Annotated in this window: 17 protein-coding genes and 1 pseudogene; 14 read left to right on the top strand and 4 right to left on the bottom strand. The window is 65.8% G+C overall.

From position 1 onward, the window contains the following. Positions 1–40 precede the first annotated feature (40 nt). The 3 genes and pseudogenes from RHOFW104R8_RS06765 (at position 41) to RHOFW104R8_RS06755 (ending at position 4,336) form a co-directional block, all read left to right on the top strand. Positions 41–1,840, top strand: coding sequence for an assimilatory sulfite reductase (NADPH) flavoprotein subunit (locus RHOFW104R8_RS06765; RefSeq protein WP_068090996.1), 1,800 nt, complete (start codon positions 41–43; stop codon positions 1,838–1,840). A gap of 76 nt (positions 1,841–1,916) precedes the next feature. Then, positions 1,917–3,617, top strand: a pseudogene (gene cysI / locus RHOFW104R8_RS06760) (assimilatory sulfite reductase (NADPH) hemoprotein subunit); the annotation flags it as partial. Then, positions 3,614–4,336 carry a phosphoadenylyl-sulfate reductase gene (locus RHOFW104R8_RS06755; protein ID WP_068090992.1) on the top strand — a complete coding sequence of 241 codons (723 nt, stop codon included), beginning with the start codon at positions 3,614–3,616 and terminating at the stop codon, positions 4,334–4,336. The pseudogene cysI and the gene RHOFW104R8_RS06755, both read left to right, overlap by 4 nt. Positions 4,337–4,394: 58 nt before the next feature. Here the strand turns inward: RHOFW104R8_RS06755 and RHOFW104R8_RS06750 are convergent, their stop codons facing one another. Then, positions 4,395–5,390: a LysR substrate-binding domain-containing protein gene (locus tag RHOFW104R8_RS06750; protein WP_068091133.1), complete on the bottom strand. Its 996-nt coding sequence runs from the start codon at positions 5,388–5,390 to the stop codon at positions 4,395–4,397. Positions 5,391–5,711: 321 nt separating this feature from the next. On the opposite strand from RHOFW104R8_RS06750, the gene cysG reads away from it, so the two are divergent. Beyond that, positions 5,712–7,181 (top strand): siroheme synthase CysG, encoded by a 1,470-nt coding sequence (gene cysG / locus RHOFW104R8_RS06745; protein WP_068090990.1) that lies wholly within the window; start codon positions 5,712–5,714, stop codon positions 7,179–7,181. A gap of 69 nt (positions 7,182–7,250) precedes the next feature. Then, the gene (cysK, locus tag RHOFW104R8_RS06740) at positions 7,251–8,189 is read left to right on the top strand and encodes a cysteine synthase A (protein WP_201028775.1); all 939 of its coding nucleotides are present in this window, start codon (positions 7,251–7,253) and stop codon (positions 8,187–8,189) included. 6 nt (positions 8,190–8,195) lie between these two features. On the opposite strand, the gene RHOFW104R8_RS06735 is transcribed toward cysK, so the two are convergent. Beyond that, on the bottom strand, positions 8,196–8,621 hold the full coding sequence (locus RHOFW104R8_RS06735) for a helix-turn-helix domain-containing protein (protein WP_068090986.1): 426 nt from the start codon (positions 8,619–8,621) through the stop codon (positions 8,196–8,198). 185 nt (positions 8,622–8,806) lie between these two features. Here RHOFW104R8_RS06735 and gstA point away from each other — a divergent pair, with 185 nt between their 5' ends. Then, complete coding sequence (gene gstA, locus RHOFW104R8_RS06730; RefSeq protein WP_068090984.1) at positions 8,807–9,424, top strand: glutathione transferase GstA; 618 nt, start codon at positions 8,807–8,809, stop codon at positions 9,422–9,424. A gap of 174 nt (positions 9,425–9,598) precedes the next feature. Here the strand turns inward: gstA and RHOFW104R8_RS17305 are convergent, their stop codons facing one another. Further along, positions 9,599–10,063, bottom strand: coding sequence for a hypothetical protein (locus RHOFW104R8_RS17305; protein WP_153021643.1), 465 nt, complete (start codon positions 10,061–10,063; stop codon positions 9,599–9,601). Positions 10,064–10,169: 106 nt separating this feature from the next. Here RHOFW104R8_RS17305 and RHOFW104R8_RS06725 point away from each other — a divergent pair, with 106 nt between their 5' ends. Next, the gene (locus RHOFW104R8_RS06725; RefSeq protein ID WP_068090982.1) at positions 10,170–11,396 is read left to right on the top strand and encodes an ISL3 family transposase; all 1,227 of its coding nucleotides are present in this window, start codon (positions 10,170–10,172) and stop codon (positions 11,394–11,396) included. 60 nt (positions 11,397–11,456) lie between these two features. Here RHOFW104R8_RS06725 and RHOFW104R8_RS06720 read toward each other — a convergent pair whose 3' ends face one another. Then, on the bottom strand, positions 11,457–14,450 hold the full coding sequence (locus tag RHOFW104R8_RS06720; protein ID WP_027484971.1) for a Tn3 family transposase: 2,994 nt from the start codon (positions 14,448–14,450) through the stop codon (positions 11,457–11,459). A 243-nt stretch (positions 14,451–14,693) separates the two neighbouring features. Between RHOFW104R8_RS06720 and RHOFW104R8_RS06715 the strand changes: the two genes are divergently transcribed. From RHOFW104R8_RS06715 to RHOFW104R8_RS06685, 7 genes are all read left to right on the top strand, one after another. Beyond that, on the top strand, positions 14,694–15,719 hold the full coding sequence (locus tag RHOFW104R8_RS06715; RefSeq protein WP_027484972.1) for a glycosyltransferase family 2 protein: 1,026 nt from the start codon (positions 14,694–14,696) through the stop codon (positions 15,717–15,719). Continuing rightward, complete coding sequence (locus RHOFW104R8_RS06710; protein ID WP_027484973.1) at positions 15,716–17,431, top strand: glycosyltransferase family 39 protein; 1,716 nt, start codon at positions 15,716–15,718, stop codon at positions 17,429–17,431. Before RHOFW104R8_RS06715 ends, RHOFW104R8_RS06710 begins: the two co-directional genes overlap by 4 nt. A gap of 99 nt (positions 17,432–17,530) precedes the next feature. Continuing rightward, a complete protein-coding gene (locus tag RHOFW104R8_RS06705; protein WP_007509092.1) occupies positions 17,531–18,946 on the top strand; it encodes a TolC family protein in 1,416 nt (471 codons plus the stop codon). After that, a complete protein-coding gene (locus RHOFW104R8_RS06700; RefSeq protein ID WP_007509090.1) occupies positions 18,943–19,992 on the top strand; it encodes a hypothetical protein in 1,050 nt (349 codons plus the stop codon). Before RHOFW104R8_RS06705 ends, RHOFW104R8_RS06700 begins: the two co-directional genes overlap by 4 nt. After that, entirely contained in the window at positions 19,989–23,123 is a 3,135-nt protein-coding gene (locus tag RHOFW104R8_RS06695) for an efflux RND transporter permease subunit (RefSeq protein WP_007509087.1), read from the top strand. Before RHOFW104R8_RS06700 ends, RHOFW104R8_RS06695 begins: the two co-directional genes overlap by 4 nt. 8 nt (positions 23,124–23,131) lie before the next feature. After that, positions 23,132–23,809, top strand: a complete 678-nt coding sequence (locus RHOFW104R8_RS06690; RefSeq protein WP_027484974.1) for a response regulator transcription factor — start codon at positions 23,132–23,134, stop codon at positions 23,807–23,809. 25 nt (positions 23,810–23,834) lie between these two features. Beyond that, positions 23,835–25,043, top strand: a complete 1,209-nt coding sequence (locus RHOFW104R8_RS06685) for a HAMP domain-containing sensor histidine kinase (protein WP_231381761.1) — start codon at positions 23,835–23,837, stop codon at positions 25,041–25,043. The last annotated feature ends 42 nt before the right edge of the window (positions 25,044–25,085 follow it).

The following is a 25,085-nucleotide window of genomic DNA, read 5'->3' as shown; positions in this document are numbered from 1 at the left end:
TTTTTCACATCGAGAGTTTGGACGTCCAAATGGAGTCATCGTGAATACCGTCGCCGTGCCGAACCTTCCAGCGCCGAGCCTGGATGCCGAAAAGCTGACCAGGCTGATCCGCGAGCTGGAGAGCCTGACGGCGGCCCAGCTGTACTGGATCGCCGCGTGGAGCGCGGCGCAGGCGGCGCAGGCGCCGCAGGACATCCCCGTCGCGGTCGCCGGGCGGACCGCCGAGCGGCTGAGCATCGTCTACGGCAGCCAGACCGGCAACGCGAAGCGCATCGCCGAGCAGCTGGCCAGCCGGGGCGAGGCGGCCGGCCTGCCGGTGCGGCTGCTGCGCGCCGATGCCTACCCGCAGCGCGAGCTGGCGCAGGAACGCCACCTGCTCGTGGTGATCAGCACCCAGGGCGACGGCGAACCGCCGGACGACGCGCGCGGCCTGTTCGAGTTCATCAGCGGCAAGCGCGCCCCGAAGCTGCCGGCGCTGCAGTTCGCCGTGCTGGGGCTGGGCGATTCGAGCTACCCGCAGTTCTGCACGATCGGGCGCCAGCTCGACGCGCGGCTGGCCGAGCTGGGCGGTAGCCGCATCGCCGCCTTCGGCGAGGCGGACGTGGAACTCGAGGCGGTGGCCGGGCCGTGGGTGGAGCAGGCGCTGGAACAGGCGCGGGAGCGGCTGCGGCAGGCCGGCGCACCGGTGCGGGCGACCCCGCTGCACGTCGTGCCCAGCCGCAGCGCCTGGTCGCGCGAGCAGCCGTTCCAGGCCGCGGTGCTGGCCAACCAGCGCATCGTGGCGCGCGGCAGTGCGCGCGACGTGCGGCATGTCGAGCTGTCGCTGGAAGGCTCCGGCCTGCGCTACCAGCCCGGCGACGCGCTGGGCGTGTGGCCGCGCAATCCGCCCGCGCTGGTGGCGCAGTGGCTGGAGGTGCTGCAGCTCGATGGCACGGTCGAGGTGAGCCACCAGGGCCGCGCGTTGCCGTTGCGGCAATGGCTGGAGGGCGAGCGCGAGATCACCCGGCTCCATCGCGGCTTCATCGCCGCGCTGGCGACCGCCGGCGGCCATGACGAACTGGCCGGGCTGCTGCAGCCGGAGCGGTCGGCGCAGCTGGCGGCGGTGCTCGCCGGCGACCAGCCGATCGACTTGCTGCGCCGCTACCCGGCCGCCTGGCAGCCCGAGGCGCTGCTGTCCGCGCTGCGGCCGCTGGCGCCGCGGCTGTATTCGATCGCCTCCAGTGCGAAGGCGGTGGGCGAGGAGGTGCACCTGACCCTGGCCGTGGTCGATTACGAGGCGCACGGCAGCACGCACTGGGGCGCGGCCTCCTCGTTCCTCGCCGCGGCCGCCGAGGACGGCAGGCTGCCGGTGTTCATCGAGCCGAACGAGCGTTTCCGCCTGCCGGCCGACGGCTCGCGCGACATCATCATGATCGGCCCCGGCACCGGCGTGGCGCCGTTCCGCGCGTTCGTGCAGGAGCGGCGCGAAAGCGGCGCCGCGGGCCGCAACTGGCTGTTCTTCGGCAACCGCCACTTCGCCAGCGACTTCCTCTACCAGGTGGAGTGGCAGCAGGCGCTGCAGGACGGTTCGCTGCATCGGCTCGACCTGGCGTTTTCCCGCGACTCCGAGCAAAAAACCTACGTCCAGCAGCGCTTGCGCGAGCGTGGCGCCGAGCTGTACGCGTGGCTGCAGGGCGGCGCGCATGTCTACGTCTGCGGCGACTCCACGCACATGGCCCGCGACGTGCATGCCGCGCTGGTCGACGTGATCGCCGCCCACGGCCACCGTTCCGCCGAGGAGGCGCAGGCCTGGCTCGGCGATCTCCTGCAACAGGGCCGCTACGCCCGCGACGTGTACTGAGATTTATTTCTGCGCTCATCCGTGAACGCGAGAGTCAAGAAGCGGCCATCCATGGCCGCACTCTTCAGAAAAGCACCCCATGACCTCTCAGCTCGAACATATCAAGGCGGCCAGCCGCCATCTGCGCGGCACCATCGCCGAAGGGCTGGCCGACCCGGTCACCGGCGCGATCGGCGACGACGACACCAAGCTGCTGAAGTTCCACGGCAGCTACCAGCAGGACGACCGCGACCTGCGCGAGGAGCGCCGCCGGCAGAAGCTGGAGCCGGCGTACTCGTTCATGCTGCGCGCGCGCCTGCCTGGCGGCGTGGTGACGCCGGCGCAGTGGCTGGTGTTCGACCGCATCGCCCGCGAGCATGCCAACGGCACGCTGCGCATCACCACGCGGCAGACCTTCCAGTGGCACGGCATCATCAAGCGCCGGCTGAAGCCGACCATCGCGGCGATCCACGAGGCGCTGGCCACCACCATCGCCGCCTGCGGCGACGTGGTGCGCAACGTGGTCAGCACGGCGAATCCGGTGGAATCGGCCGCGCACGCCGAGGCGTATGCCTGGGCGACGCGGCTCTCCGCCGAACTGGCGCCGAAGACGCACGCCTATCACGAGATCTGGCTGGACGGCGAGAAGCTGCATGGCGGCGCTCGCCCCGTGGAAGAGCATGAACCGCTGTACGGCGCCACCTATCTGCCGCGCAAGTTCAAGATCGGCCTGGCGATCCCTCCGCTCAACGACATCGACGTGTTCGCCCAGGACCTGGGCCTGATCGCGATCGCCGAGCAGGGCGTGCTGCGCGGCTTCAACATCGCCGTCGGCGGCGGCATGGGCGCGACCCATGGCGACGCCACCACTTATCCGCGGCTGGCCAGCGTGATCGGCTTCGTCACGCCTGAACAATTGTTCGGCGTGGCCGAGGCGGCGATCGGCGTGCAGCGCGACTGGGGCGACCGTGCCGAACGCAAGCACGCGCGGCTGAAGTACACGCTCGACCGGCACGGCCTGGACGCGTTCAAGGCCGAACTGGAATCGCGCCTTGGGTACGCGCTTGCCGCGCCGCGCGCGTACCGCTTCGAACACAACGGCGACCGTTACGGCTGGGTCGAGGGCGGCGACGGCCGCTGGCATCTTACCCTGCATATCGAATCCGGCCGGCTCGCCGACACCGGCGAACGGCGCTGGCTCACCGGCCTGCGCGAGCTGGCGAAGGCGCATGCCGGTGACTTCCGCCTGACCTGCAACCAGAACGTGATCGTGGCCAACGTCGCGGCGGGCGAGCGCGAGCGCATCGACGCGATCGTGCGCGAGCACGGTCTGGACGGCTACCGCCGGCAGAGCGCGATCCGCCGCCACGCGATCGCCTGCGTGGCACTGCCCACCTGCGGCCTGGCGATGGCCGAGAGCGAACGCTACCTGCCGGCGCTGCTGCCGAAACTGGAGGCGCGGCTCGACCATCACGGCCTCGCCGACGCGCCGATCCTGCTGCGCCTGTCCGGCTGCCCGAACGGCTGCTCGCGGCCGTACCTCGGCGAGATCGCCCTGGTCGGGCGCGGGCCGGGGCGCTACGACCTGCGCCTGGGCGCCGACTTCAGCGGCCAGCGGCTGAACCAGGTCTACCGCGAGAACGTGGACGAGGCGGCGATCCTCGCCGCACTCGATCCGCTGTTCGCGCGCTACGCCGCCGAGCGCACGGACGGCGAGGGCTTCGGCGATTTCCTGCTGCGCGCCGGCATCCTCGCGCCGCTGCCGTCGCGGCGCATTCCGGCGGAGCTGGTCGCGTGAGCGCGGCGCTGCTCGAGCAGGCGCCGCACGAGCCGCGGGCGCTGGCCGAATTGAACGCCGTGCTGTCCCGGCTCGATGCCGAACGCCGGGTGGCGTGGGCGCTGGAAAACGTCGCCGGCGAGCACGTGCTGTCGTCCAGCTTCGGCGCGCAGTCGGCGGTCTCGCTGCACCTGGTGACGCGGCAGCGGCCGCAGCTGCCGGTGGTGCTGATCGACACCGGCTACCTGTTTCCCGAGACGTATCGCTTCGTCGACGAGTTGACCGAGCGGCTCGGGCTGAACCTCAAGGTGTACAGCTCGCCGCTCAGCCCCGCCTGGATGGAGGCGCGCCACGGGCGGCTGTGGGAGCAGGGCGTGGCCGGGCTCGACCGCTACAACCGGCTGCGCAAGGTCGAGCCGATGCAGCGCGCGCTGGCCGACCTGCACGCGGTGGGTTGGTTCGCCGGCCTGCGCCGCGGGCAATCGAGGAGTCGGGCGGCGATCGAGTTCGCCGGGATCCGCAACGGCCGCTGGAAATTCCACCCGCTGGCCGACTGGAGCGATCGCGACATCGGCCAGTACCTCGCGCGCCACGGCCTGCCCTACCACCCGCTGTGGCAGCAGGGCTACGTCTCGATCGGCGACAGCCACACCAGCCATCGCTGGGAGCCGGGCATGGACGTCGAGGACACCCGTTTCTTCGGGCTCAAGCGCGAATGCGGACTGCACAGCCTCGCGTAGGCTCGCCGCCCCGAACCCGCCGGCATCCCATCCGGCGCGGCGGGATGCCGATCAGGCTTCAGGCCGCATCGGGCAGCGCCGCGGGCGAACGCTCGCGCCAGTGCGGCACCGCCGACCACTCGGCCGGCACGGTATCGGCGGCGAGCGCACGCACCACGTCGCGGCGGTCCAGGTGCGGCGCGAATTGCGAGATGAACTCCAGCACGTATTCGCGCAGCACGCTCTCGCGGCGCAGCACGATCCAGGTCGTGCACTGGGGGAACAGATGGTCGGCCGGCAGCGCGTGCAGGTCGGTATCGCTTTCCAGCATCGCCATCTCGGCCAGCACGCCGACGCCCAGGCCGGTGCGCACGTAGGTCTTGATCAGGTCGGCGTCGCCGGCGGTCATCGCGATCTGCGGGCGCAGGTCGACGGCCTCGAACGCGCGCCTCAGCGACGAGTCGGCCTTCAGCGAGGAGTCGTAGCTGACCAGCGGCAGGGCGGCCAGCTCGTCGAGCGTGGGCGGCTGCCCGCGCGCGCCCAGCGGATGCCCATGCGGCGTCACGATCACCCGGTGCCAGCGGTAGGCCGGCAGCGCGATGCCCGTGGCCGGCGGCGCGCCGGCCGTGCTGATCACCGCCAGGTCGACGCGGCCGGCCTCCAGCTGGGCCAGCACTTCGCTGTCGCGGCCCGGCTGCAGGTGCACGCTGACCTGCGGATAGCTCTGGCTCAGCGCGCCGATCGCGGCGGGCAGGGCGAAGCGGGCCTGGGTGTGGGTGGTGGCGATGCGCAACTCGCCGTGCGCCTCGTTGCGCAGATTGGCGGCGATCGAGCGGATGTTGGCCGCCTCGGCGAGGATGGTGCGGGCGCGTTCGAGCACGTGGCGGCCGGCATGGGTTACCGCGTCCAGGCTCTTGCCCTTGCGCACGAACAGCTGGAAGCCCAGCTCGTCCTCAAGCTGCCTGAGCCGCTTGCTCAGGCCGGGCTGGGTGGCGTGGACGCGCTCGGCGGCCAGCGTGATGTTGAGGCCGGAGTCGGCGATGGCAACGAGGTAACGTAATTGGGTCAGCGTCATGGCGATGGTCTCGTGGGCGGTCGGGATCGTGGGATCGGGGCGCGGACGGAACACGGATACATCGCATGGCGCGAGCCGGCATCGTGCATGGAGCCTGGGCGCAGGCGGCCGGCCAGGGGTTGGGGGCGGGTTCGTTCTGGTTGGAAAGGGGAGTCATGATTGGACGTCTATACGTCTATTTTGGTGAATGGTCAAGTGCGGCGTGGTCCGGCATGCGTCATAACGCGGCGGCATATCGGCGGAAGCGCAAATCATTTGCCGGGGCGGTGACGGCTGCGTAGCGTGGCTTCGCCCTCCCTTGCGCGATGCGGTTCCGCCCGAATGAAGCTCTATCCCCTGTTCGCCGACCTGTCCCGCCGCGCCGTGCTGGTGGTGGGCGGCGGCGCGGTGGCCGAGCGCAAGGTGGCGGCCCTGCTCGGCGCGCAGGCGCAGGTCACGGTGAACGCGCCCACGCTCACGCCGCAACTGCAGCGCTGGGCGGCGGCGGGGCGCATCGCCCACCGTCCCGATGCGTTCCGCGAGGCCTGGCTGGAACGGGTCTGGCTGGTGGTGGCCGCCACCTCCGACGCCGAACTGAACCGGCTGATCGCCACCTTCGCCGAATTGCGGCGGATCTTCGTCAACGTGGTCGACGACGCGGCGCTGTCGAGCTTCCACGTGCCGGCGGTGGTGGACCGCGCGCCGCTGACCATCGCGATCTCCAGCGGCGGCGAGGCGCCGATGCTGGCACGGCTGCTGCGCGAACGGCTGGAAACCCTGCTCGACCATTCGCTGGGCGCGCTGGCCACGCTGGCGGCGCGCCTGCGCCGGCGCATCCGCCTGCGCCATCCGCAGCCGGCGGCGCGGCGCGGTTTCTACGAGGCACTGTTCGCCGGCCCGGTCGCCGCGCTGCTGCGCCAGGGCCGGCCGGACGAGGCGTGGCGGGCGGCCGAACAGGCGCTGGCGGCGCCGTCGCCCGCGCGGGCGGGCTCGGTGGTGCTGGTCGGCGCCGGCCCCGGCGATCCGGGCCTGCTGACCCTGCGCGCGCTGCGTGCGCTGAACGAGGCGGACGTGATCCTGCATGACCGGCTGGTCAGCCCCGAGGTGCTGGAACTGGCCCGGCGCGACGCCGAGCGGATCGAGGTCGGCAAGCAGGCCGGCCACCACCACACCACCCAGGACGGCATCCACGCGCTGCTACTGCGGCATGCGCGGGCCGGGAAGCGGGTGGTGCGGCTGAAGGGCGGCGACCCGTTCGTGTTCGGCCGCGGCGGCGAGGAGCTGGAATTCCTGCGCGCGCACGACATTCCGTATGAAGTGGTGCCCGGCATCACCGCGGCGGTGGCTTGCGCGGCCCATGCAGGCGTTCCGCTGACCCATCGCGACCACGCGCAGTCGGTGCGTTTCGTCACCGCGCACTGCCAGTCCTCGCACGACAGCCTGGACTGGGCCGCGTTGGCGCAGGAGCGGCAGACCCTGGCCGTCTACATGGGCGTGGCCGGGCTGGGCGAGCTGCAGGCCCGGCTGATCGGGCATGGCCGCGCCCCGTCGACGCCGTTCGCCCTGGTCGAGAACGGTTCGCGCCCGGAGCAGCGGGTGGTCACCGGCACCCTGGCCAACCTGGCCGAACGGGCCGTGGTTCACGGGGTGCGTTCACCAGCCTTGCTGATCCTGGGCGAAGTGGCATCGCTGGCCACTTCGCTGGCCTGGTTCGGGGCGCCGCCGCTGGGTGCCGCGGTACGCGACATCCGCCCCGCGCGCGCGGCCGCCCCGGTCGCCACCGACGTGCTGGCGGCGGTGCACCGCGCCTGACAGTAGTTTCACCTGGGCGCGAGCATGCTTTCGCGACCGCTTTTTCACCCTGCCAAACGGAGCCTTCCCGTGATCCACGACAGCATCCTCGACACCATCGGCAATACCCCGATCATCCGGCTCCATCGCCTCCCCCCGAAGCACGTCGAGTTGTACGTGAAGGTGGAGGCGTTCAACCCCGCCGGCTCGGTGAAGGATCGGCTTGCCCTGGCGATCATCCTCGACGCCGAACAGCGCGGCGTTCTGAAACCCGGCCAGACCGTGATCGAGGCCACCTCGGGCAACACCGGCGTGGCGTTGGCGGCGATCTGCGCGGCGCGCGGCTACCCGTTCGTGGCGGTGATGTCGGACACGTTCTCGCTCGAGCGGCGCAAGCTGATCCGCGCCTACGGCGGCAGGGTGGTGCTCACGCCAGGCGCCGCGCGCGGCACCGGCATGGTGGCGAAGGCGGTGGAGCTGGCGCAAAAACACGGCTGGTTCTTCACCAACCAGTTCGAGAACCCGGCCAACCCGGCCTATCACCGGCAGACCACCGCGCCGGAGATCCTGCGCGACTTCGCCGGCCGCCGGCTGGACTACTTCGTCACCGGCTGGGGCACCGGCGGCACGCTCACCGGCGTGGGCGAAGTGCTGAAAGTGGCGCGGCCGGAAGTGAAGGTCATCGCCAGCGAGCCGACCGGCGCGGCGCTGCTCTCCGGCAAGGAATGGCAGCCGCACAAGATCCAGGGCTGGACGCCGGACTTCGTGCCGGCCGTGCTGAACCCCAAGGTGGTCGACCGCATCGTGCCGGTCGACGACGTGCTGGCCCGCGATACCTCGCGCGTGCTGGCGCAGCAGGAAGGCATCTTCACCGGTATTTCCTCCGGCGCCACGCTGGCCGCGGCGCTGCACGTCGCCGCGGAGGCACCCGAAGGCTCGGTGCTGCTGGCGATGCTGCCGGATACCGGCGAGCGGTATCTGTCGACCTTCCTGTTCGAGGGGGTCAACGAGGGTTCGGACGAAGTCTGAGCGTGGTCATGGGCCGGTCGCCCTGGCTTGCCGGTGACCGCCCGAGATCGTTCCGCGTGCGGCGGCGGGTGCGCGTTTCGACGCCCCCGCTTCCCATTCCGCGATCAGCTTCTGGCCCACGCTGGCCAGCGCCCGGATCGCCGGCAGCAGCTCGCGGCCGAGTGGCGTGAGCGCGTACTCGGCCGACGGCGGCGAGGTGTCGAGCACGCGCCGCGTCACCAGCCCGCGCGATTCCAGCTCGCGCAGCCGCGCGCTCAGCACGCGCGCGGAGATGCGCGGGATGTCGTGGCGCAGTTCGCCGAAGCGGCGCGGTTCGGCGCTCAGGTACCACACCACGTTCGGCGCCCACGCGCCGCGCAGCAGCGCCAGGCTCTCGGTGAGCGGGCAGGCCGGCGGTGCGGTGACCTTGCTCTTGCGTACGGGCAGGCCCATCGGAATTCCATCGGAGAGTGCGGTAACCGGAGGGATACTACATTTTCCCGCTAACCGATGGTTAGGTGGTATCCATGGGTAACCATGATGGCTAGCATGCCGCCATCGCTGTGTCGCGTGCAGGCAGCCGCCTCGCGCGGCCGCAGCGGTGGTTCTTCCCCACGCCCCCAACACGGAGAAAACACATGAAGCTTTATTACTCGCCGGGCGCCTGCTCGTTGTCGCCGCACATCGTGGCGCTGGAAGCCGGCATCGCGCTGCCGCTGGAAAAGGTCGACGGCAAGGCCAAGCGCACCGAGGGCGGCGCGGATTTCTGGCAGGTCAACCCGAAGGGCTACGTGCCGGCGCTGGCGCTGGACAACGGCGAACTGCTGACCGAAGGCCCGGCGATCGTGCAGTACCTGGCCGACCTCAAGCCCGAGAGCGGCCTGGCGCCCGCCAACGGCACGCTGGCGCGCTACCGCCTGCAGGAGATGCTGGGCTACATCAACTCCGAGATCCACAAGAGCTACAGCCCGCTGTTCAAGCCGGACACGCCCGAGGCCACCCGCGCCGAGCGCAAGGCATACCTGCTGAAGCGCTACCAGTTGATCGAAGACGTGCTGGCTAAGCAGCTATGGTTGCTGGGCGACCATTTCACCGCCGCCGACGCCTACCTGTTCACCGTCACCAACTGGGCCAGGCACATCGACCTGGACCTGTCCGGCTTCCCGGCGTTGCTGGCTTTCCAGAAGCGCGTGGCGGAGCGGCCGGCGGTGCAGAAGGCGATGGAGGCAGAAGGGCTGATCAAGGCGGCCGCCTGATCGGTCGCCGCTCAAGCGCAAACGGCCGGTATCGCGAGGTGCCGGCCGTTTGCATTTGGTGGGATGGCGCAGGTTGTGCGGAGGGGTTTCGCGAACAGGGCTGGCTTCATTTTCGGCGCAAGCTTTTCTTCATGGAGTAAGTGAACTCGGCCCCGTTTTTCGCCCCTACGCTCCCTACAATTTAACCAAGCCACTTGAATTGATCTCCGCAAAGCGCGGCAGATTCTGTTGCCGAGATTCTCCATTATTTAAGCGTCGTAAAAATATAGGGAATTGACCATATGCGGTTGAAATGAAGTAGTGCAGCCCAAGGCCGTTCGCGTTCGGTCTTTTCACCGTCATCCGTAGTAGGTTCCATGGTCGGTTAGGAAAGAGCGCGCCATCAATTGCTCCGCTGAAATGCTTCATCGTATTGCCAGCTACAATTTGCTTGTCGAATTCTGGTTCTTGAGTGGATGCTGCTATTTCAATTCTATCGTCAACAAAAATATGCCAATAGATTTCATTCGTGGCGAAGTTTAACCGACCAAGATTTCGAGCTAGCACTTCGAATTCAATGCTTTCCTCATTTTCTCCTTTTAGTAATGCTTCAATCCGTAGCATGGGATGCCGATACCAGCGCACAACGGCGTAGGCCACAAGGATGACAGCCAATCCCGCAAATAGATTCGGCTCTCTCGCGTTTGGTGTGGTTGACGTCGGCCCGATCTTGCCATGGATGGCGTGTTGAAGGCAGGCTTGGTCGATGGAAACACTCTTTACTCAAGCCCTCGGGCTCGCCGCGCCGTGGCGCGTGGTCAACGTCGACTTTCAGCAGGCTGCAGGCCGCATCGTATTCACGGTCGAGAACACGGCGAAACGGCTGACCTGCCCGGCGTGCGGTGCCGCCGATCAGCCCATCCATGATCGCCTGTCGCGCCGCTGGCAACACCTGCACTTCTTCCAGTACCGGGCCATCATCGGGGCCAACGTGCCGCGCGTCGGCTGCCGGGAGTGCGAGAAGACCACGCAAGTCGGGGTGCCGTGGGCGCGTGCGGGTGCGGGGTTCACGGAAACGCTGGAAGCCTTCGTCATCGCATTGTGCATGCAGATGCCGGTGGACGCGGTGGCGCAGCTGCTGGGCGTTTCCGACGACCGCATCTGGCGTGTGTTGGACTTCCACGTCAACGCGGCGCGTGCGCGCGAAGACTACGCCGAGGTGCGCCGGATCAGCGCGGACGAGCGCAGTGCGCGCAAGGGGCAGCGCTTCCTGACCCTGTTCTGCGACCTGGATGCGCGCCGCCTGCTGTTTGCCACGCAGGGCCGCACCGCCGCGACGTTCAAGGCCTTCGCCGAGGATCTGGCAGCGCACGGCGGCGACGCCGAGGCGATCACCGACGTCAGCCTGGACTTGGGCGCGGCCTACCAGGCCGGCACGCGCGAGCACTGCCCGAACGCCAAGGTCAGCTTCGACCCGTTCCATGTGGTGGCGCTGGCCAACGCGGCGCTGGATCAAGTGCGGCGCGCCGAGGTCAAGCAGGTGGGTGACCTGAAACACATCCGCTGGGGCACGCTCAAGGATGCAGCGAACTGGACGCGCGCGCAGATCGACCAGATGCACTGGCTGCAGCGCACGAACCTGCAGACGGCGCGGGCGTGGCGGCTCAAGCAGGCGCTGCGCGACGTGTTCGCTCGCGGCGGCATGATCGAGCAGGCCGAGGCGCTGCTCGATGGCTGGATCCGCTGGGCCCGGCGTTGCCGGCTGACGCCGTTCAAGCGGTTGGCGGCCACCATCAAGAAGCATCGGGACGGCATCCTCGAACACTTCCGCTCCGGCCTCAGCAACGGCTTTGCCGAAGGGATCAATGGGCGCATCCAGGCTGCCAAGGCGCGCGCCCGTGGCTACGGCACCGACCGCCACCTGATTGCCATCAGCTACCTGATCTGCGCCAAGCTGGGGTTCGGGGAGCAATGGAACGGAAAACCGGGATAAGGGAAAATTACCACTTAAAAACATTGATTTAGATGTTTTTCGGATGATGACATCTCCCCGTCAGTCATCCTCGCCATCGTCCGGATTCCGTAACGGACGCAACTCCCCGCGGGCTACGGCCTCGGGCACGGCAAAGGAATACCGTCCAAGCATGTTGATGTGGTCGTGGGTTAGCGGCGAGAGTCGTGCGACATCCTCATCGCGTACGGGAAAGCCTTCTTGACGTAACTGGTCCAATGCCGCCTCCATGTAGATGGTGTTCCACAAGACAACCATGTTGAGTACCAGACCCAGCGCCCCTAGCTGGTCCTCCTGACCTTCTTGGTAGCGCTGCCGAAGTTCGCCGCGTTTTCCATGAAAGATCGCACGCGCAACGCTGTGGCGTCCTTCACCGCGATTGAGCTGAGTCAGTGTTCCGCGTCGTTTCGCTTCGTCGTCGATATAGGTCAGCGTATGTAGCGTTTTTTCAATCCTTCCAAACTCCGCCAATGCTTGTGCCAGGCGAGTGGGACGGTCGCCAATCTGCAAGGTCCGCATGATGCCGTTTGCCGATACGCACCCCAGTTTCAACGAGCCCACGAGCCGCAGAATGTCATCCCACTGCTGCTCGATCAATGGCATGTTCACACGCTGGCGTGCCACGGCGTTGAGATCACCATAGTCCGCCTGCGCATCAATACGCCAAAACCGCGTGCCGCCGACATCGGCCAAGCGCGGACAGAATCGATACCCCAATAGACGGAATAATCCAAACACCACATCGCTGTAGGCGCCGGTGTCGGTCATGATCTGGGTCGGTTGCAATTCGGTCGGCTGTTCCAGCACGACGCCCAGCAAGATCAAGCTGTCGCGTAACGTGCCCGGCACGGTGATGTCATTGAGGCCGCTGAACTGATCAGAGATCAGGTTGTACCAAGTCACGCCGCGCTCTCGACCAAAATACTTCGGGTTGGCGGCGGCATGGACGGTGCGCACGGGAACGACGAAGCGCATGCCGTCGGCCGAAGCCACCTCTCCCCCTCCCCACTGCTGGGCGAGTACCAAGCGGTTCTGGGCCGCCACCAAGATGGCATTGGCCGGTGTGATGGTGTCGTTGCGGAAGTAATTCTGGTCGACCCACGACAGACGCGACCGCTTCAGGGCGGCCATATCCGAGCGAATGAGTGGTTCGAATCCGGTATTGCTCGCTTCGGCCAGCAAGACGGCGCAGATACTGATCGGGAGATCCGCGGCGCGAGCGGAGCGTTCAGTGAGATGCGTGAAGGCATCGGTGAAACCGGTACGCGCGGCGATCTCCAGCAAAATTTCCTCGATGTCCACACGCGGAAGACGCGCATTGACCGCGGTGCGCAATGCCAGAAGGGACGCGGGTTCTTCGAGCTTGTCGAGGGAACTGACGACCAATTCGTTCGTTCCTTCGAAGCGCACGGCTGGGTTGTCCGGCAGTCGGGAAGCGACTGCTCGATAGGTGTCATCCAGTTCTTTGGTGATCGCGAGGAGCGTCGGCGAGGGTGTCGGTGATAGACCCAGCGTGCGGCAAATGATGGGACGCGCGGTTTCCCATTCATTGCCGTTGAGCAAGCCTGCGCGCGGATCGGCATACTTCCAGCTGGGAGCGACGAACACGTCACGTCGGCGCAATGACGTGTACAGTTCATCGAGCACGCAGAAGGTATAGGCCCGGTGATCGATACTGCCGTCCTCGCGTACTGCATAGCGCTGCCAGCGTTTGCGAATCACCTCGCGAGGGACATCGTCATCGACCTTGAATCGTCCGGGGTGCGTACGAAGCCACTCATAGGCAGCAACAACCGCCTCACCCGCCGGACTTGCTCCGAAACGAAGGTTCTCCAAGACGAAGGGCAGAAAGCGGCGAATGCGTCGGTAGCGCTCACTCAGTTCGCTATAAAACACATCGTCGGGTGGCCGCACCAAGTTGCTCACTTCCTGAAGCGCCCGTGCAAGGATGTCACGAGGCACCTTGGCGAACAGCGTCTTGCGCAACGTCTTGTCAGGGAGTGTGGTGTCCAACACCACTTGGCAGGCATCGGCCAATAGGGTGGCAGCCCGATCAAGGTCTTTCAGCGTGCGCAAACGCGTCTTTCGATCCTCTTTCCGTGCCGTGGCAAATACGTCCCGCAGTAGCATTTCCAAGACTTCGACGGCATCGTCGTGCGCGGTGGCTTCCAGGCAGTGCACGAAAGCTACCAGGGTGGCCAAGCGCCGAATATCGGGCAAACGGCTAACCGCGCTGGCTTTGGCAGCTCCCGCAAAGCGGGCCAGTGCCGTGACTCGACTGGCCGGAAGATGGGCTACGGTAGGTAGCTCGATGCCGAGTTCGCGGACCACCTGCAGCCGGGTCAGCGCTTGGATGAGTGACGGGCCACTGACTCGGACGGGACCTGATCGCAGCTGATCCAGATGCGAATTTCGGCTGCCGGCCGGCACGGTCAGCAAGCGCTCCAGTCGTTCGCGCTGCTCATCGGAGAGGCTGGTTCCCAATCGCCGCCATAGGTGCTCTTCGACGCGACTCTTTACACGGGCGACAAACCGTTCGAGCGTGCTGCGACCGGGCAGCAGCACCTTATGTGTCAAGAGCCATGCCGTTGCCCGCTCAAACAGAACGCTGGGTCGCTCCGTTCCCGTCCAGCACAACGCATACAGCCAACGCCCCAATCGAAAGCCGACGGACGGTTCGGTGATTTCGACAAAGCCGCAATGACGACGAATATCACTCTGATGATCCCATCGTAGCTCCCCCGTGCGATAGCCATGGAGGGAGGGATCGGTGTCCGTAATCCCCAACTGTTTGGCAACGGTGGACAGCACCAGCGAAGGAAGATCCAGTGGGTCATCGAGGAACGCGCCAAGGTAACGGAGTGTCGTGAGCTGTAACGCGATACCTAGACGATTCGCGTGGCCGCGCCTGCGAGCGATATACACACGATCTGCATCGTCGAGATGGAAATAGCGCGCCAAATCATCGCTGGAAGGTGGGCCGTTGTATCGACCATAGCTCTCACGTTGTTCCTCGGTGACGTAGCTCACAGGCATCAGGGCTTCTTCCATAGAAAGTCGATGCGGGTATGCCATCACAGAAAAATGTGTCTGACCAGAGTGTGCTGCCATCTACCCCGTTCACTCACTCGGCAAGGCCTTATTCCCAGCGACAATCGTTCGCAGTGTTGCGAATCGACGCATCGAGTGTGTCTTAACGAACAGTTGAGAAATGGTTGAGGGGCAGCACGAGCCTCGCTCGCTACTGTGCCGCGGATGTCATAGCGCGCAGGGATATTCGTGGCCCCGATCCGCCTCACCGTTGTGGTGCCCGCGTACAACGAAGCGGAAGTGCTCCCCCTGTTTCATGCGCGTCTTGTCGGCGTGCTCGATGGGATGGCGCTCGATGCGCGGGTGATCTATGTCGATGACGGAAGTCGCGATGGCACATGGCTCGTACTCAACCGGCTGATGGGCCAAGACCCGCGCATCGGCACGCTGCGCTTGAGCCGCAACTTCGGCAAGGAAGCCGCACTGACCGCGGGTCTCGACGCCGTGACGGATGAGGCCGATGCCATCGTCATCATTGATGCCGATCTGCAAGATCCCCCCGAACTCATTCCGGACCTGCTGACACGCTGGCGCGATGGCTACGACGTGGTTTACGCCACTCGCGAACACCGTGAAGGCGAGAGCTGGTTCAAGCGAGCGACGGCACATCTCTTCTATCGATTGATGGCGCGCATGGCGGCGTTCAACGTGCCGCACGATACCGGTGATTTCCGCCTGATGTCGGCGCGTGCGGTGGCCGCGCTGCGCCAGTTGCGCGAGCGCCAACGTTTCATGAAGGGCCTGTTCGGCTGGATCGGCTATCCCCATACGGCGGTCATGTATCAGCGCAGCCCGCGCCAGGCGGGTCGCACCAAATGGAACTACTGGCGGCTGTTCAATCTGGCAGTGGAAGGCATCACTTCGTTTTCCATTTTGCCACTGCGACTGGCCACGGCAGTGGGTGTGGCCACATCGGTGTGCGCTTTCAGCTACGGCGCAGGGGCCTTCATCAAGGCCGTGCTGTGGGGTGATCCGGTCAAAGGGTATCCCTCGCTGATGGTCGTGGTCCTGGTGCTGGGCGGTCTACAACTGCTGGCATTGGGCGTGGTCGGCGAATACCTCGGCCGTGTGTACGCCGAGGTCAAACAGCGGCCGATCTATCTGATCGAAACGGCGTGTCAGGTGCCGATGATGCCCCCGCTACACAGCACGGCACGCGCCGACGCGCCGCCATCGGTGGCCGTCGCATCGCTTCCCACCAAGGACCCTCGATGAGCGTCAAGCACATGGCTCAGAACGATGTTCGTCCAGCGGGTGCGTGGCACGCGCGATTCAGCGCAGCCGCCGTGCTACTGGGGATCGGATGGCTCGCGGCCTGGTTCTACGGATTGGCTGGCCGTGCGCTCGCCGAACCCGACGAGGGACGGTATGCGGAAGTGGCCCACGAGATGTTCACGAGCGGCGATTGGATCACGCCCCGCCTGGATGGCTTCAATTTCTTCGACAAGCCGCCCTTGCATTACTGGGCCAGCGCGACGGCCTATGCGCTCTTCGGTGCGCATCCGTGGAGCGCACGCCTGTGGTGCGCGCTTACCGGTTTGCTGGCGATCGTGGCGATCGGCTGGGCCGGGGCGCGGCTTTTCGGTCGTGAGGCGGGCGGCTACGCGGCCGTCATCCTCGGCAGCTCGTTACTGTTCGTCTTTGCCGCGCATATCAATACGCTGGATATAGGGGTTGCGGCGTTTCTCGCCGTGGGCATGGCGTGTTTTCTGGTCGCGCAATTCGATCCGACCGCACGGCATCTGCGCACGCGACTGAATCTGCTGATGTGGGCAGCGCTGGCCTTGGCGGTGCTGTCCAAAGGGCTCATCGGCGTGGTGTTGCCCGGCATGATCCTGGGCATCTTCATGCTGTGGCAGCGTGACTGGGGGGTACTGCGGCGCGTGTCCCTCGTGCCCGGTGTACTGGTGCTGCTGGTGCTGTGCGCGCCTTGGTTCATTTTGATATGCCGCCTGCATCCGGATTTCTTCGACTATTTCTTCATCCGGGAGCATTTCACGCGGTTCTTGACCTCGGCCGACGGTCGCTCCAAGGTCTTTGGGTTCTTTCTCCCCGTCGTGCTCCTCGGCCTGTTTCCCTGGACGTTGCTGTTGCCGTGGAGCAAAACCAGTTGGCGTGCCATTGGTGCCGGTGGTCCCGCACAACGCTTCCTGCTGGTATGGGTGGGCGTGGTCTTCGTGTTCTTTTCGTTCTCGCATTCCCAGCTGCCGTTCTACATTTTGCCGGTGTTTCCTGCTTTGGCGCTGCTGCTGGGTCGTGCAGCCACGGTGCTGTCGCTGCAGGCCTTGGTGCGCCGTTTTTGGTGGGTCGCCACGCTCACGACCCTGGGTGCCGCCACCGCCACGGCAATCGCGCTCGCCGCGCGCACGGCGATCCCGAAAGCCGTGTTGCAGGATGTGTTGAGCGGCTTGTCTTTGGCCTTGGTGCTGATGGCGCTCGCCGCGATGGTGGGCACCTGGGCGTTGCATCGCGGCCGGCGCCGTACGGCCATCCATGGGCTTGCCCTGGCCACCTTGATCGCGTGGCAGCTCACGCTAGTGTCATCGCAGCCCTTGAACGACATGCGTTCCGCGGATCCGGTCGCTCGCCTCATCCAACCGGAGCTCGGACCGCACACCGAAGTATTCACGGTGCATGCCTATTTGCGGGCGTTGCCGTTCTACCTCGGGCGGCCAGTTACCGTGGTCGACCAGGATTCCGATGATCTGACGCCCGGCTTGGCGTCGCGGCCTGATGGCTACATCGCCGACCTCGCCACGTTCGAGCAGCGCTGGCGCGCCAGCCACGATGCGATCGCGTTGGTCGCGGACGACCTGGTGGGACAGCTGCGCAGCGAAGGGCTGCCGTTTCGTGAGCTGGGCCGGGAAGCCACCGGTGTCATTATCACGCGACACGAAACGGCGCCGCCCTTGCGGTCGACGCCATGACGGGGCGCCGATGATGCGTGATGACACTGACGGGAAGGCAGGGTTCGCACGATGCCCTTTCCCTCGAAGGAACCGACTGATCTCCTGCGCGGAAGATTCATGAATAAGCACGCTACACGCCTCCTGGTCATCGGACTGACGCTCGGTTTGACCGCCTGCGCAAGCTATCGGCCACGACCGCTGGAACCGGCCACCACCGTCGCTGCCTTCGAGCAACGGTCGCTGCGCGATCCGGGGCTGCAGGTGTTTCTGCAACGCCATGACGCCACGCCGACCACGACCACGACGCCATCCTCCTGGGATCTGCGCTCCCTCACGTGGGTGGCTTTGTACTATCAGCCGGATCTTGATGTGGCGCGCGCGAAATGGCGCGTTGCCGAGGCGGCGGTGATCACGGCCGGCGCCCGTCCGAATCCGACGTTGGATTTCACCAATCAGTACAACGTCGATGCACCCGCTGGCGTCGGGCCCTGGACGGTGGGCCCGACGCTCAATGTGCCGATCGAGACGGCAGGTAAGCGCGGCGACCGGATTCGACAGGCGCAGCAACTGGCCGAAGCGGCACGCTTGAATATCGCGGAGACCGCGTGGCAGGTACGCCGTCGCGTGCGCAGCAGCTTGCTTGGCGTGTATCCCACCGTGCCCTTGCTGCGTCGACAACAGGAGCGACAAGCGGAGCTGGTCAGGTTGATCGAACGGCGCACGGCAACCGGGGAGGCATCGCAACCGGAGCTCACCCAGGCACGCATCACGCTCAACCAGCTCAGCTTGAATCTGCAGGAGGCGCAGAAGCGTCTCGCAGAAAACCGGGTGCAGTTGGCCTCGGCCCTGGGCCTGCCCGTGAGTGCGCTTGATGGCATCACGCTGTCGCTGACGGCGTTCGAGCAGGTACCACCCCTGAGCGCGCTGCCGTCGCATGACGTGCGACGGCAAGCGCTGCGGGATCGACCCGACGTCCGCGCGGCACTGGCGGACTACGAAGCCAGTCAGGCCGCGTTGCAAGGCGAAGTGGCGAAACAATATCCCGACATCACGCTCGGTCCGGGCTTTCTGTGGGATGCCGCACAGGCCAAGTGGTCGTTGGGGTTGTCACTGGTACTGCCGTTGCTCAACCACAATCAGGGCCCGATCGCCGAAGCCCGAGCGCGTCGTCAGCAAGCGGCCGCCAACTTTCTTGCCGTGCAAGCGCAGGCGATCGGCGAAGTCGATCAGGCGCTGGCCGGTTATCGCCAGGTCGTCCGCAAACTCGCCACGGCCGATGCCTTGCTGGCGGCCCAACGCAAGGCATCCCTTTCCGCCGAAGCGCTGTACCGGGCGGGCGAAACGGATCGGTTGAGTCTGATCGGCGCCCAGGTGGAATTGGCCGCGGCCGAACTGGCCCGTCTCGATACCCTCCTGCAGGCCCAGCAATCGCTGGGCGCGCTCGAAGATGCCATGCGGCACCCCTTGGGTGCACTTGCGACCGACATTCATACCCTTGAAAACGCGCCCCGCATGCAGGATTCCCAGCCATGAACAAGAAATCCATTCTCGCGGCCCTTCTGGGTGCCATCGTGCTGGCGCTAGCGGTCTGGGGATTCCTGGCCGGCCAGAAGGAGCGTGCTACGGAGGCCCAGCGCGAGACACCGGTGAAGGCGCCGTCGCGCGTCTCGCAAGTGCAGGATCTGACGGCGGTCACGCTGGATGCCGCGGATCAAAAGCAGAGTGGGATCGTCGTGGTCACGCCACAGTCCATGGCCCATCGTCCGATGCTGCAGACGTTCGGTACGGTGCTGGATGTGGCGGATCTGATCGCGTTGCGCAACGCCGACGTCGCCGCCCAGGCCCAGGCGGACAAAGCCGACGCCGCGCTGCAGGCTTCCCACGCCGAATACCAGCGACTGCAGTCGTTGCATCGTGACGAACGGAACATTTCCGACAAGGCCTTGCAGGCGGCCGCCGCGGTGTGGCATGCCGACCAAGCCGCGTCGCGGGCAGCGCAAGCCGCGCTGACCGCCGCGCAACAGACCGCGAGCCAGCAATGGGGCGACGTCCTGGCGAAGGCGGCGGCCGCGAATACGTCGTTGTTTACGCGTCTGGCCACCCGCCAGCAAGTCCTCGTCCAGGTGGTGCTGCCCGCGGTCACCGCACTCGCCCCCCCTGTCCAGGCGCGCGTGCAGACCGTCAACGGGGACTTTCACGCCGCCACCTTGATCTCGCCCGCGCCACGCACGGACCCCCGTTTGCAAGGGCTCAGTTTCTTCTATGCCGTGTCCGCTGAGGGTCTCCTGCCTGGCATGGCGATCACCGCGTATCTACCCTCGGGCACGGTGGTCCAGGGAACGATGATTCCCGGCTCGGCGGTGGTGTGGTGGCAGGGTCGCTCGTGGGTCTATAGCCGCAACCAGCCCGATCGTTTTGTGCGCCATGCGCTGCCGGTCGACAACCCGGTGGACGGTGGCTGGTTCGTGGCCCAGGGATTTGCGCGGGGCGAACCGATCGTGGCGACGGGCGCGCAACTGCTGCTGTCGGAAGAGCAGCGTTCACGCATTGCCGTCGGTGAAGACGGAGACAAGCAATGAGGCAGGACGCACCGGGTCTGCTGGCGGCGATCGTCCGCTTCTCGTTGCGGTTTCGCGGCGTGGTGCTGGTGCTGGCGGGCATCCTGATCGTCTATGGCGCGCTCACGCTGTCGCGCAGCAAGTACGACGTGTTTCCTGAATTTGCCCCGCCGCAGGTGTCGATTCAGACCGAAGCCCCGGGGTTGGCGCCTGAACAGGTGGAGGTATTGGCGACCCAGCCGATCGAGAACGCGATCAACGGTCTGCCGGGACTGCAGGCGCTGCGCTCGCAATCGATCCAGGGCTTGTCGGTGATCACTATCACCTTCAATCCGGGCAGCGACATCTATCGGGATCGGCAGAATCTCGGGGAACGTCTCGGCGCGCTCGCCACCCAGCTGCCGCAAGGCGTGCAGGTGCCCGTGATGTCGCCGCTGACCTCTTCCACCAGTGTGGTGCTGGATATCGGTCTGACCTCCGACAAGCGATCACTGATGGAGCTGCGCACGCTGGCCGACTGGACGCTGAAACCGGCGTTGCTGGCGGTACCGGGCGTCGCGAAGGTCGCGGTGTTCGGCGGTGACACCAAGGAATACCAGGTCCAGATCCGCCCGGAGCAATTGCTCAAATACAATCTCGCGGTTGACGACGTCCTGACGGCGGCGCGGCGGGCCACGGGGGTGCGTGGTGCCGGTTTCATCGACACGCCCAATCAGCGCATCGTCCTGCAGAGCGACGGTCAGGCGCTCGCCGTGCAGGAGATCGCCGGTACCATCGTGCGGCATCAGGCGGGCGGCAATGTCACCTTGGGCGATGTCGCGCAGGTGGTCGTCGCGCCGGAGCCGCCCATCGGAGCGTCCTCGGTCATGGGCCATCCGGCTGTGCAACTGGTGATTTCCGAGCAATACGGCGCCAATACGCTTGTCGTGACTCAGAGCGTGGAAAAGGCGTTGGCCAGCATGAAGTCCGGTCTGACCGCGCAGGGCATCACCCTGCATGCCGATCTGTTTCGTCCGGCCAATTTCATCACGACCGCAACCGGCAACATCAAGTCCTCGCTGCTGATCGGCGGCGTGCTGGTCGTGATCGTGCTGATGCTGTTCCTTTACAACCTGCGCACGGCCGCGATCTCGCTGGTGGCGATCCCGTTGTCGCTGCTCGCCGCCGTGACGGTGCTGGAATACTTCGGCTTCAGCCTCAACACTATGACCTTGGGTGGATTGGCCATCGCCATCGGTTTGCTGGTGGACGATGCGGTGATCGTGGTGGAGAACATCTACCGCCGACTGCGCGAGAATCGCCATGCCGAGGTACCGCGTCCCGTCTTCGCGGTGCTGCTGGACGCCTCGCTGGAAGTGCGCAGCGCGGTGGTCTATGCGACGCTGGCGATCGCGCTGGTATTCATTCCCGTGCTGACCATGTCGGGCATCGCCGGCCGTCTGTTCGCGCCGTTGGGCATTGCCTATGTGCTGGCGACACTCGCCTCGCTGCTGGTGGCCATGACGGTCACCCCAGCCTTGTGCTACTTGCTGTTGGCCAACCGCCCGTTGCCGGAACGCGAGGCTCCCTTGGTGCGTTGGACCAAGGACCGGTATCGCGGCGTGCTGTTGCGGGTAGAGACCAGCTACCGTGCGGTCATGACCGTGGTCCTCGTGCTGACGCTGATGGCGGTGGCGGCGCTGCCGTTCTTCGGGGGCGGCTTTCTGCCGGAGCTGCGTGAGGGCCATTTCATCGTCCACATGTCGGCGGTGCCGGGAACCTCGCTGCAGGAGTCGATCCGTATCGGCAACCATGTGACTGCCGCGCTGCTGAAGCTGCCCTTCGTTCGTTCGGTGGCGCAGAACGCGGGACGTGCCGAAAAGGCGGATGACACGTGGGGCACGCAATACAGCGAATTCAACGTCGATCTCAAACCTCTCAGCGGCGATGCCGCCGAAGCGGCCGTCTCGGATATTCGCAAGGCGCTGGCACCGTTTCCCGGCGTCAACTTTGCGGTCAAGACCTTCCTGACGGAACGTGTCGAAGAAACCCTGTCGGGCTTTACCGCCGCCGTGGCGGTCAATATCTACGGCAACGACCTGGACACACTCGACACCAAGGCGGCGGACGTCGCGAAAATTCTGGGGCAGCTGCCTGGCGCAGCGGATGTCCAGGTGCAGTCACCGCCGGGGACGCCGCAGTTGGTGGTGCGCCTGCGCAAACAAGCGTTGGCCCGCTGGGGGTTCGATGCCGTGACAGTGCTCGATGCCATCCGCACCGCGTATCAAGGCGACCAGGTCGGTCAGGTCTACGACGGTAACCGCGTGTTCAATGTCTCAGTCATCCTCGCGCCTCAACAACGCGGAAAGGTGGCCGAAGTGGGGGCATTGCCGATACGCAACGCCGCCGGCACGTATGTCCCGCTGAAGGAACTGGCCGACATCTACGAAGATGCGGGGCGCTACGTCGTGTTGCACGACGGCGCCCGACGCGTGCAGACCGTGACCGCCAATGTGAGCGGGGGCAACGTGTCGGCCTTTGTCGCCGCCGCCAAACAACAGATTGCCGCCAAGGTCGCGCTGCCGCCCGGCAGCTACGTGGAGTTTGGTGGTGCAGCGGCGGCGCAGAGCCAGTCCACGCATGATCTGCTGATCAACTCACTGATCGCCGGTGTCGCCATCGTCTTGTTGTTGTTCATGGTGCTCGGCAGCATGCGCAGTTTGTTGCTGGTGCTGGCCAACCTGCCGTTCGCGCTGGTCGGCGGCGTGCTGGCGGTGTTCGCCACCGGCGGCGGCCTTTCCATCGGCTCGATGGTGGGCTTCGTCACCCTGTTTGGCATCACCTTGCGCAACTCGATCATGCTGCTGTCGCACTACGACCATCTGGTCAACGTCGAAGGCATGACCTGGGGGCCGGAGGCCGCCCTGCGCGGCGCGCAAGAACGCCTCTCGCCCATTTTGATGACGGCGCTGGTCACCGCCTTGGGGCTGCTTCCACTGGCGATTGGCAGTGGTGCTCCGGGTCGCGAGATCGAGGGACCGATGGCGCTGGTCATTCTCGGCGGGCTGGTTACCAGCACGGCGCTCAATCTGCTGGTGCTGCCCACGCTGGCCCTGCGTTACGGTCGTTTCCAGCGCGATACGCCGGAAGACGCCAACCCCGCGGTGGCCTAACGATCATGTTGCGCGTGCTGCTCATCGAAGACAATCGCGACTTGGCCACCACTCTGTGGGATTACCTGGAGTTGCATGGTTTCGCGGTGGATCATGCCTACGACGGCATGACCGGGTTGCGTCTGGCGTTGACGGGCACGCACGATCTGATCGTGCTGGATCTGGGGCTGCCACGTCTGGATGGCCTGGAGGTCTGCCGTCATCTGCGCGCTGCCCAGCACGACATGCCGGTGTTGATGTTGACGGCCCGCGAGACCCTGGACGACAAGCTGCGCGGTTTCGCCGAGGGTGCGGACGATTACCTGGTCAAACCGTTCGCTATGAAGGAACTGGTGGCGCGGCTGCATGCGCTGCATCGACGCGTGCAGCCCCTGCTCGGTGCGCCCCTGCAGGTCGCTGATCTCGAATACGATGCCGCTCGTTTTCGGGTTCGCCGTGGGGGTGTTTCCGTCACGGTGACCCGTGCCGGCCTGCGCCTGCTGGAGGTGTTGATGCGTCGCTCGCCGCTCGTGGTGAGCCATGCGGATTTGGCACGGGCGCTGTGGGGCGAGGCGGTGGGTGACCCCAATGCCATGCGCACGCACCTGCATGCCCTGCGGCAAGCGATCGACAAACCCTTCGAGAAACCCCTACTGCACAGCGTGCATGGTATCGGCTACCGTTTGGCGGATGACGATGCGTCCTAGATTCACTCTCCGCACCCGGATTATCTTGGCGTTCCTCGCCTTCGGCGTGGTGTTGTCCAGCTTGTTCGCCGCCGTGGCCCTCACCTCGATGGCCGACTTCGAACGCATCCTGATGACGGAGTTGCTGCAGGTCGAAACCAGCAACCTGATCGCACACCTTCACATTCAACCCAGTACGCCCCTACCAGCCTCGCAGCGGATCTATGCGTATGTGAGCCGAGTGAGCGATCGCCATGATGTACCCGCAGAAATGGCCGGCCTGCCACCGGGGACACACATACTGGATCGCGAAGGGAATCGGGAAACCTATGTCGCCGTCTCGGACGACGGCGCACAGCGGCTGTACTTCGTCATCGATCTGAGCGACATCGCCCAGCGCGAAGTTTTCCTGCGCTGGTTGATGGCCGGTGTCATCCTGATCGGCACGCTAGTCTCAGGCGCGCTGGGCCTTCTCCTGGCCGGTCGGCTGATTGCCCCGGTTCAGCGACTGGCGCAATGGGTCGAGGCATCGGCGCCGCCCCGTCGTGATAACCGGCTTCGTACCCACTTCGCCAATGACGAGGTCGGTGCATTGGCGGTCGCCTTCGAGCACTACCAGGCACGTTTGGATGCGTTCCTGACGCGCGAACGGGAGTTCACCGCAGACACCAGTCATGAATTGCGTTCACCGCTGTCGGTGATACAGGCAAGCGTCGATCTACTGGCGGAAGACCCCACGGTAAGCCTTCCCGGCCAACGTGCCATCGAGCGGGTGCGGCGGCGTACCACTGAATTGACCGATCTGCTCGATGCACTGCTTTACTTGGCCCGTCACGAGACGGACATGGCGATCGTTGCCGAACCTGTTCCGGTGTGGGCCATATGGCAACACCTCGTCGACGAGCAGATGCAGGCCACGTCGACGTCGGTGAAATTGCACGGCGATGCCAGCGTCACCGTGCTGGCTCCCCCACGTGCCGCATCGTTGGTGTTTGGGCAATTGCTACGCCGAGCGGTCGAACTTTCGAATGGGGCCGCGGTATCCGTTGCCATTACCTCCGCGGGCATCGAACTCAGCCCCTGGCCGGAGGCTGGTGAGAAGACGCCGCCGAATGTCGACCAACAGCGGTCCGACAATGGCTTCGGGTTGACCTTGATCAGTCGTCTATGCGAACGGTTGGGATGGACGGTGCGCTGGCCACAGCAGCCCGGTGAGCCGTTGACGCTCACCTTTGCGGACTCCAACCATGCATGACGGCCGCCCCGATACGTCACAGACCGCCGCTGACTCGGGAAA

The organism is Rhodanobacter sp. FW104-R8, from assembly GCF_001617365.1.
Classification (GTDB): Bacteria; Pseudomonadota; Gammaproteobacteria; order Xanthomonadales; family Rhodanobacteraceae; genus Rhodanobacter.
The sequence above is the reverse complement of the archived record's forward strand: the minus strand, read 5'-3'. Positions and strand labels throughout refer to the sequence as shown.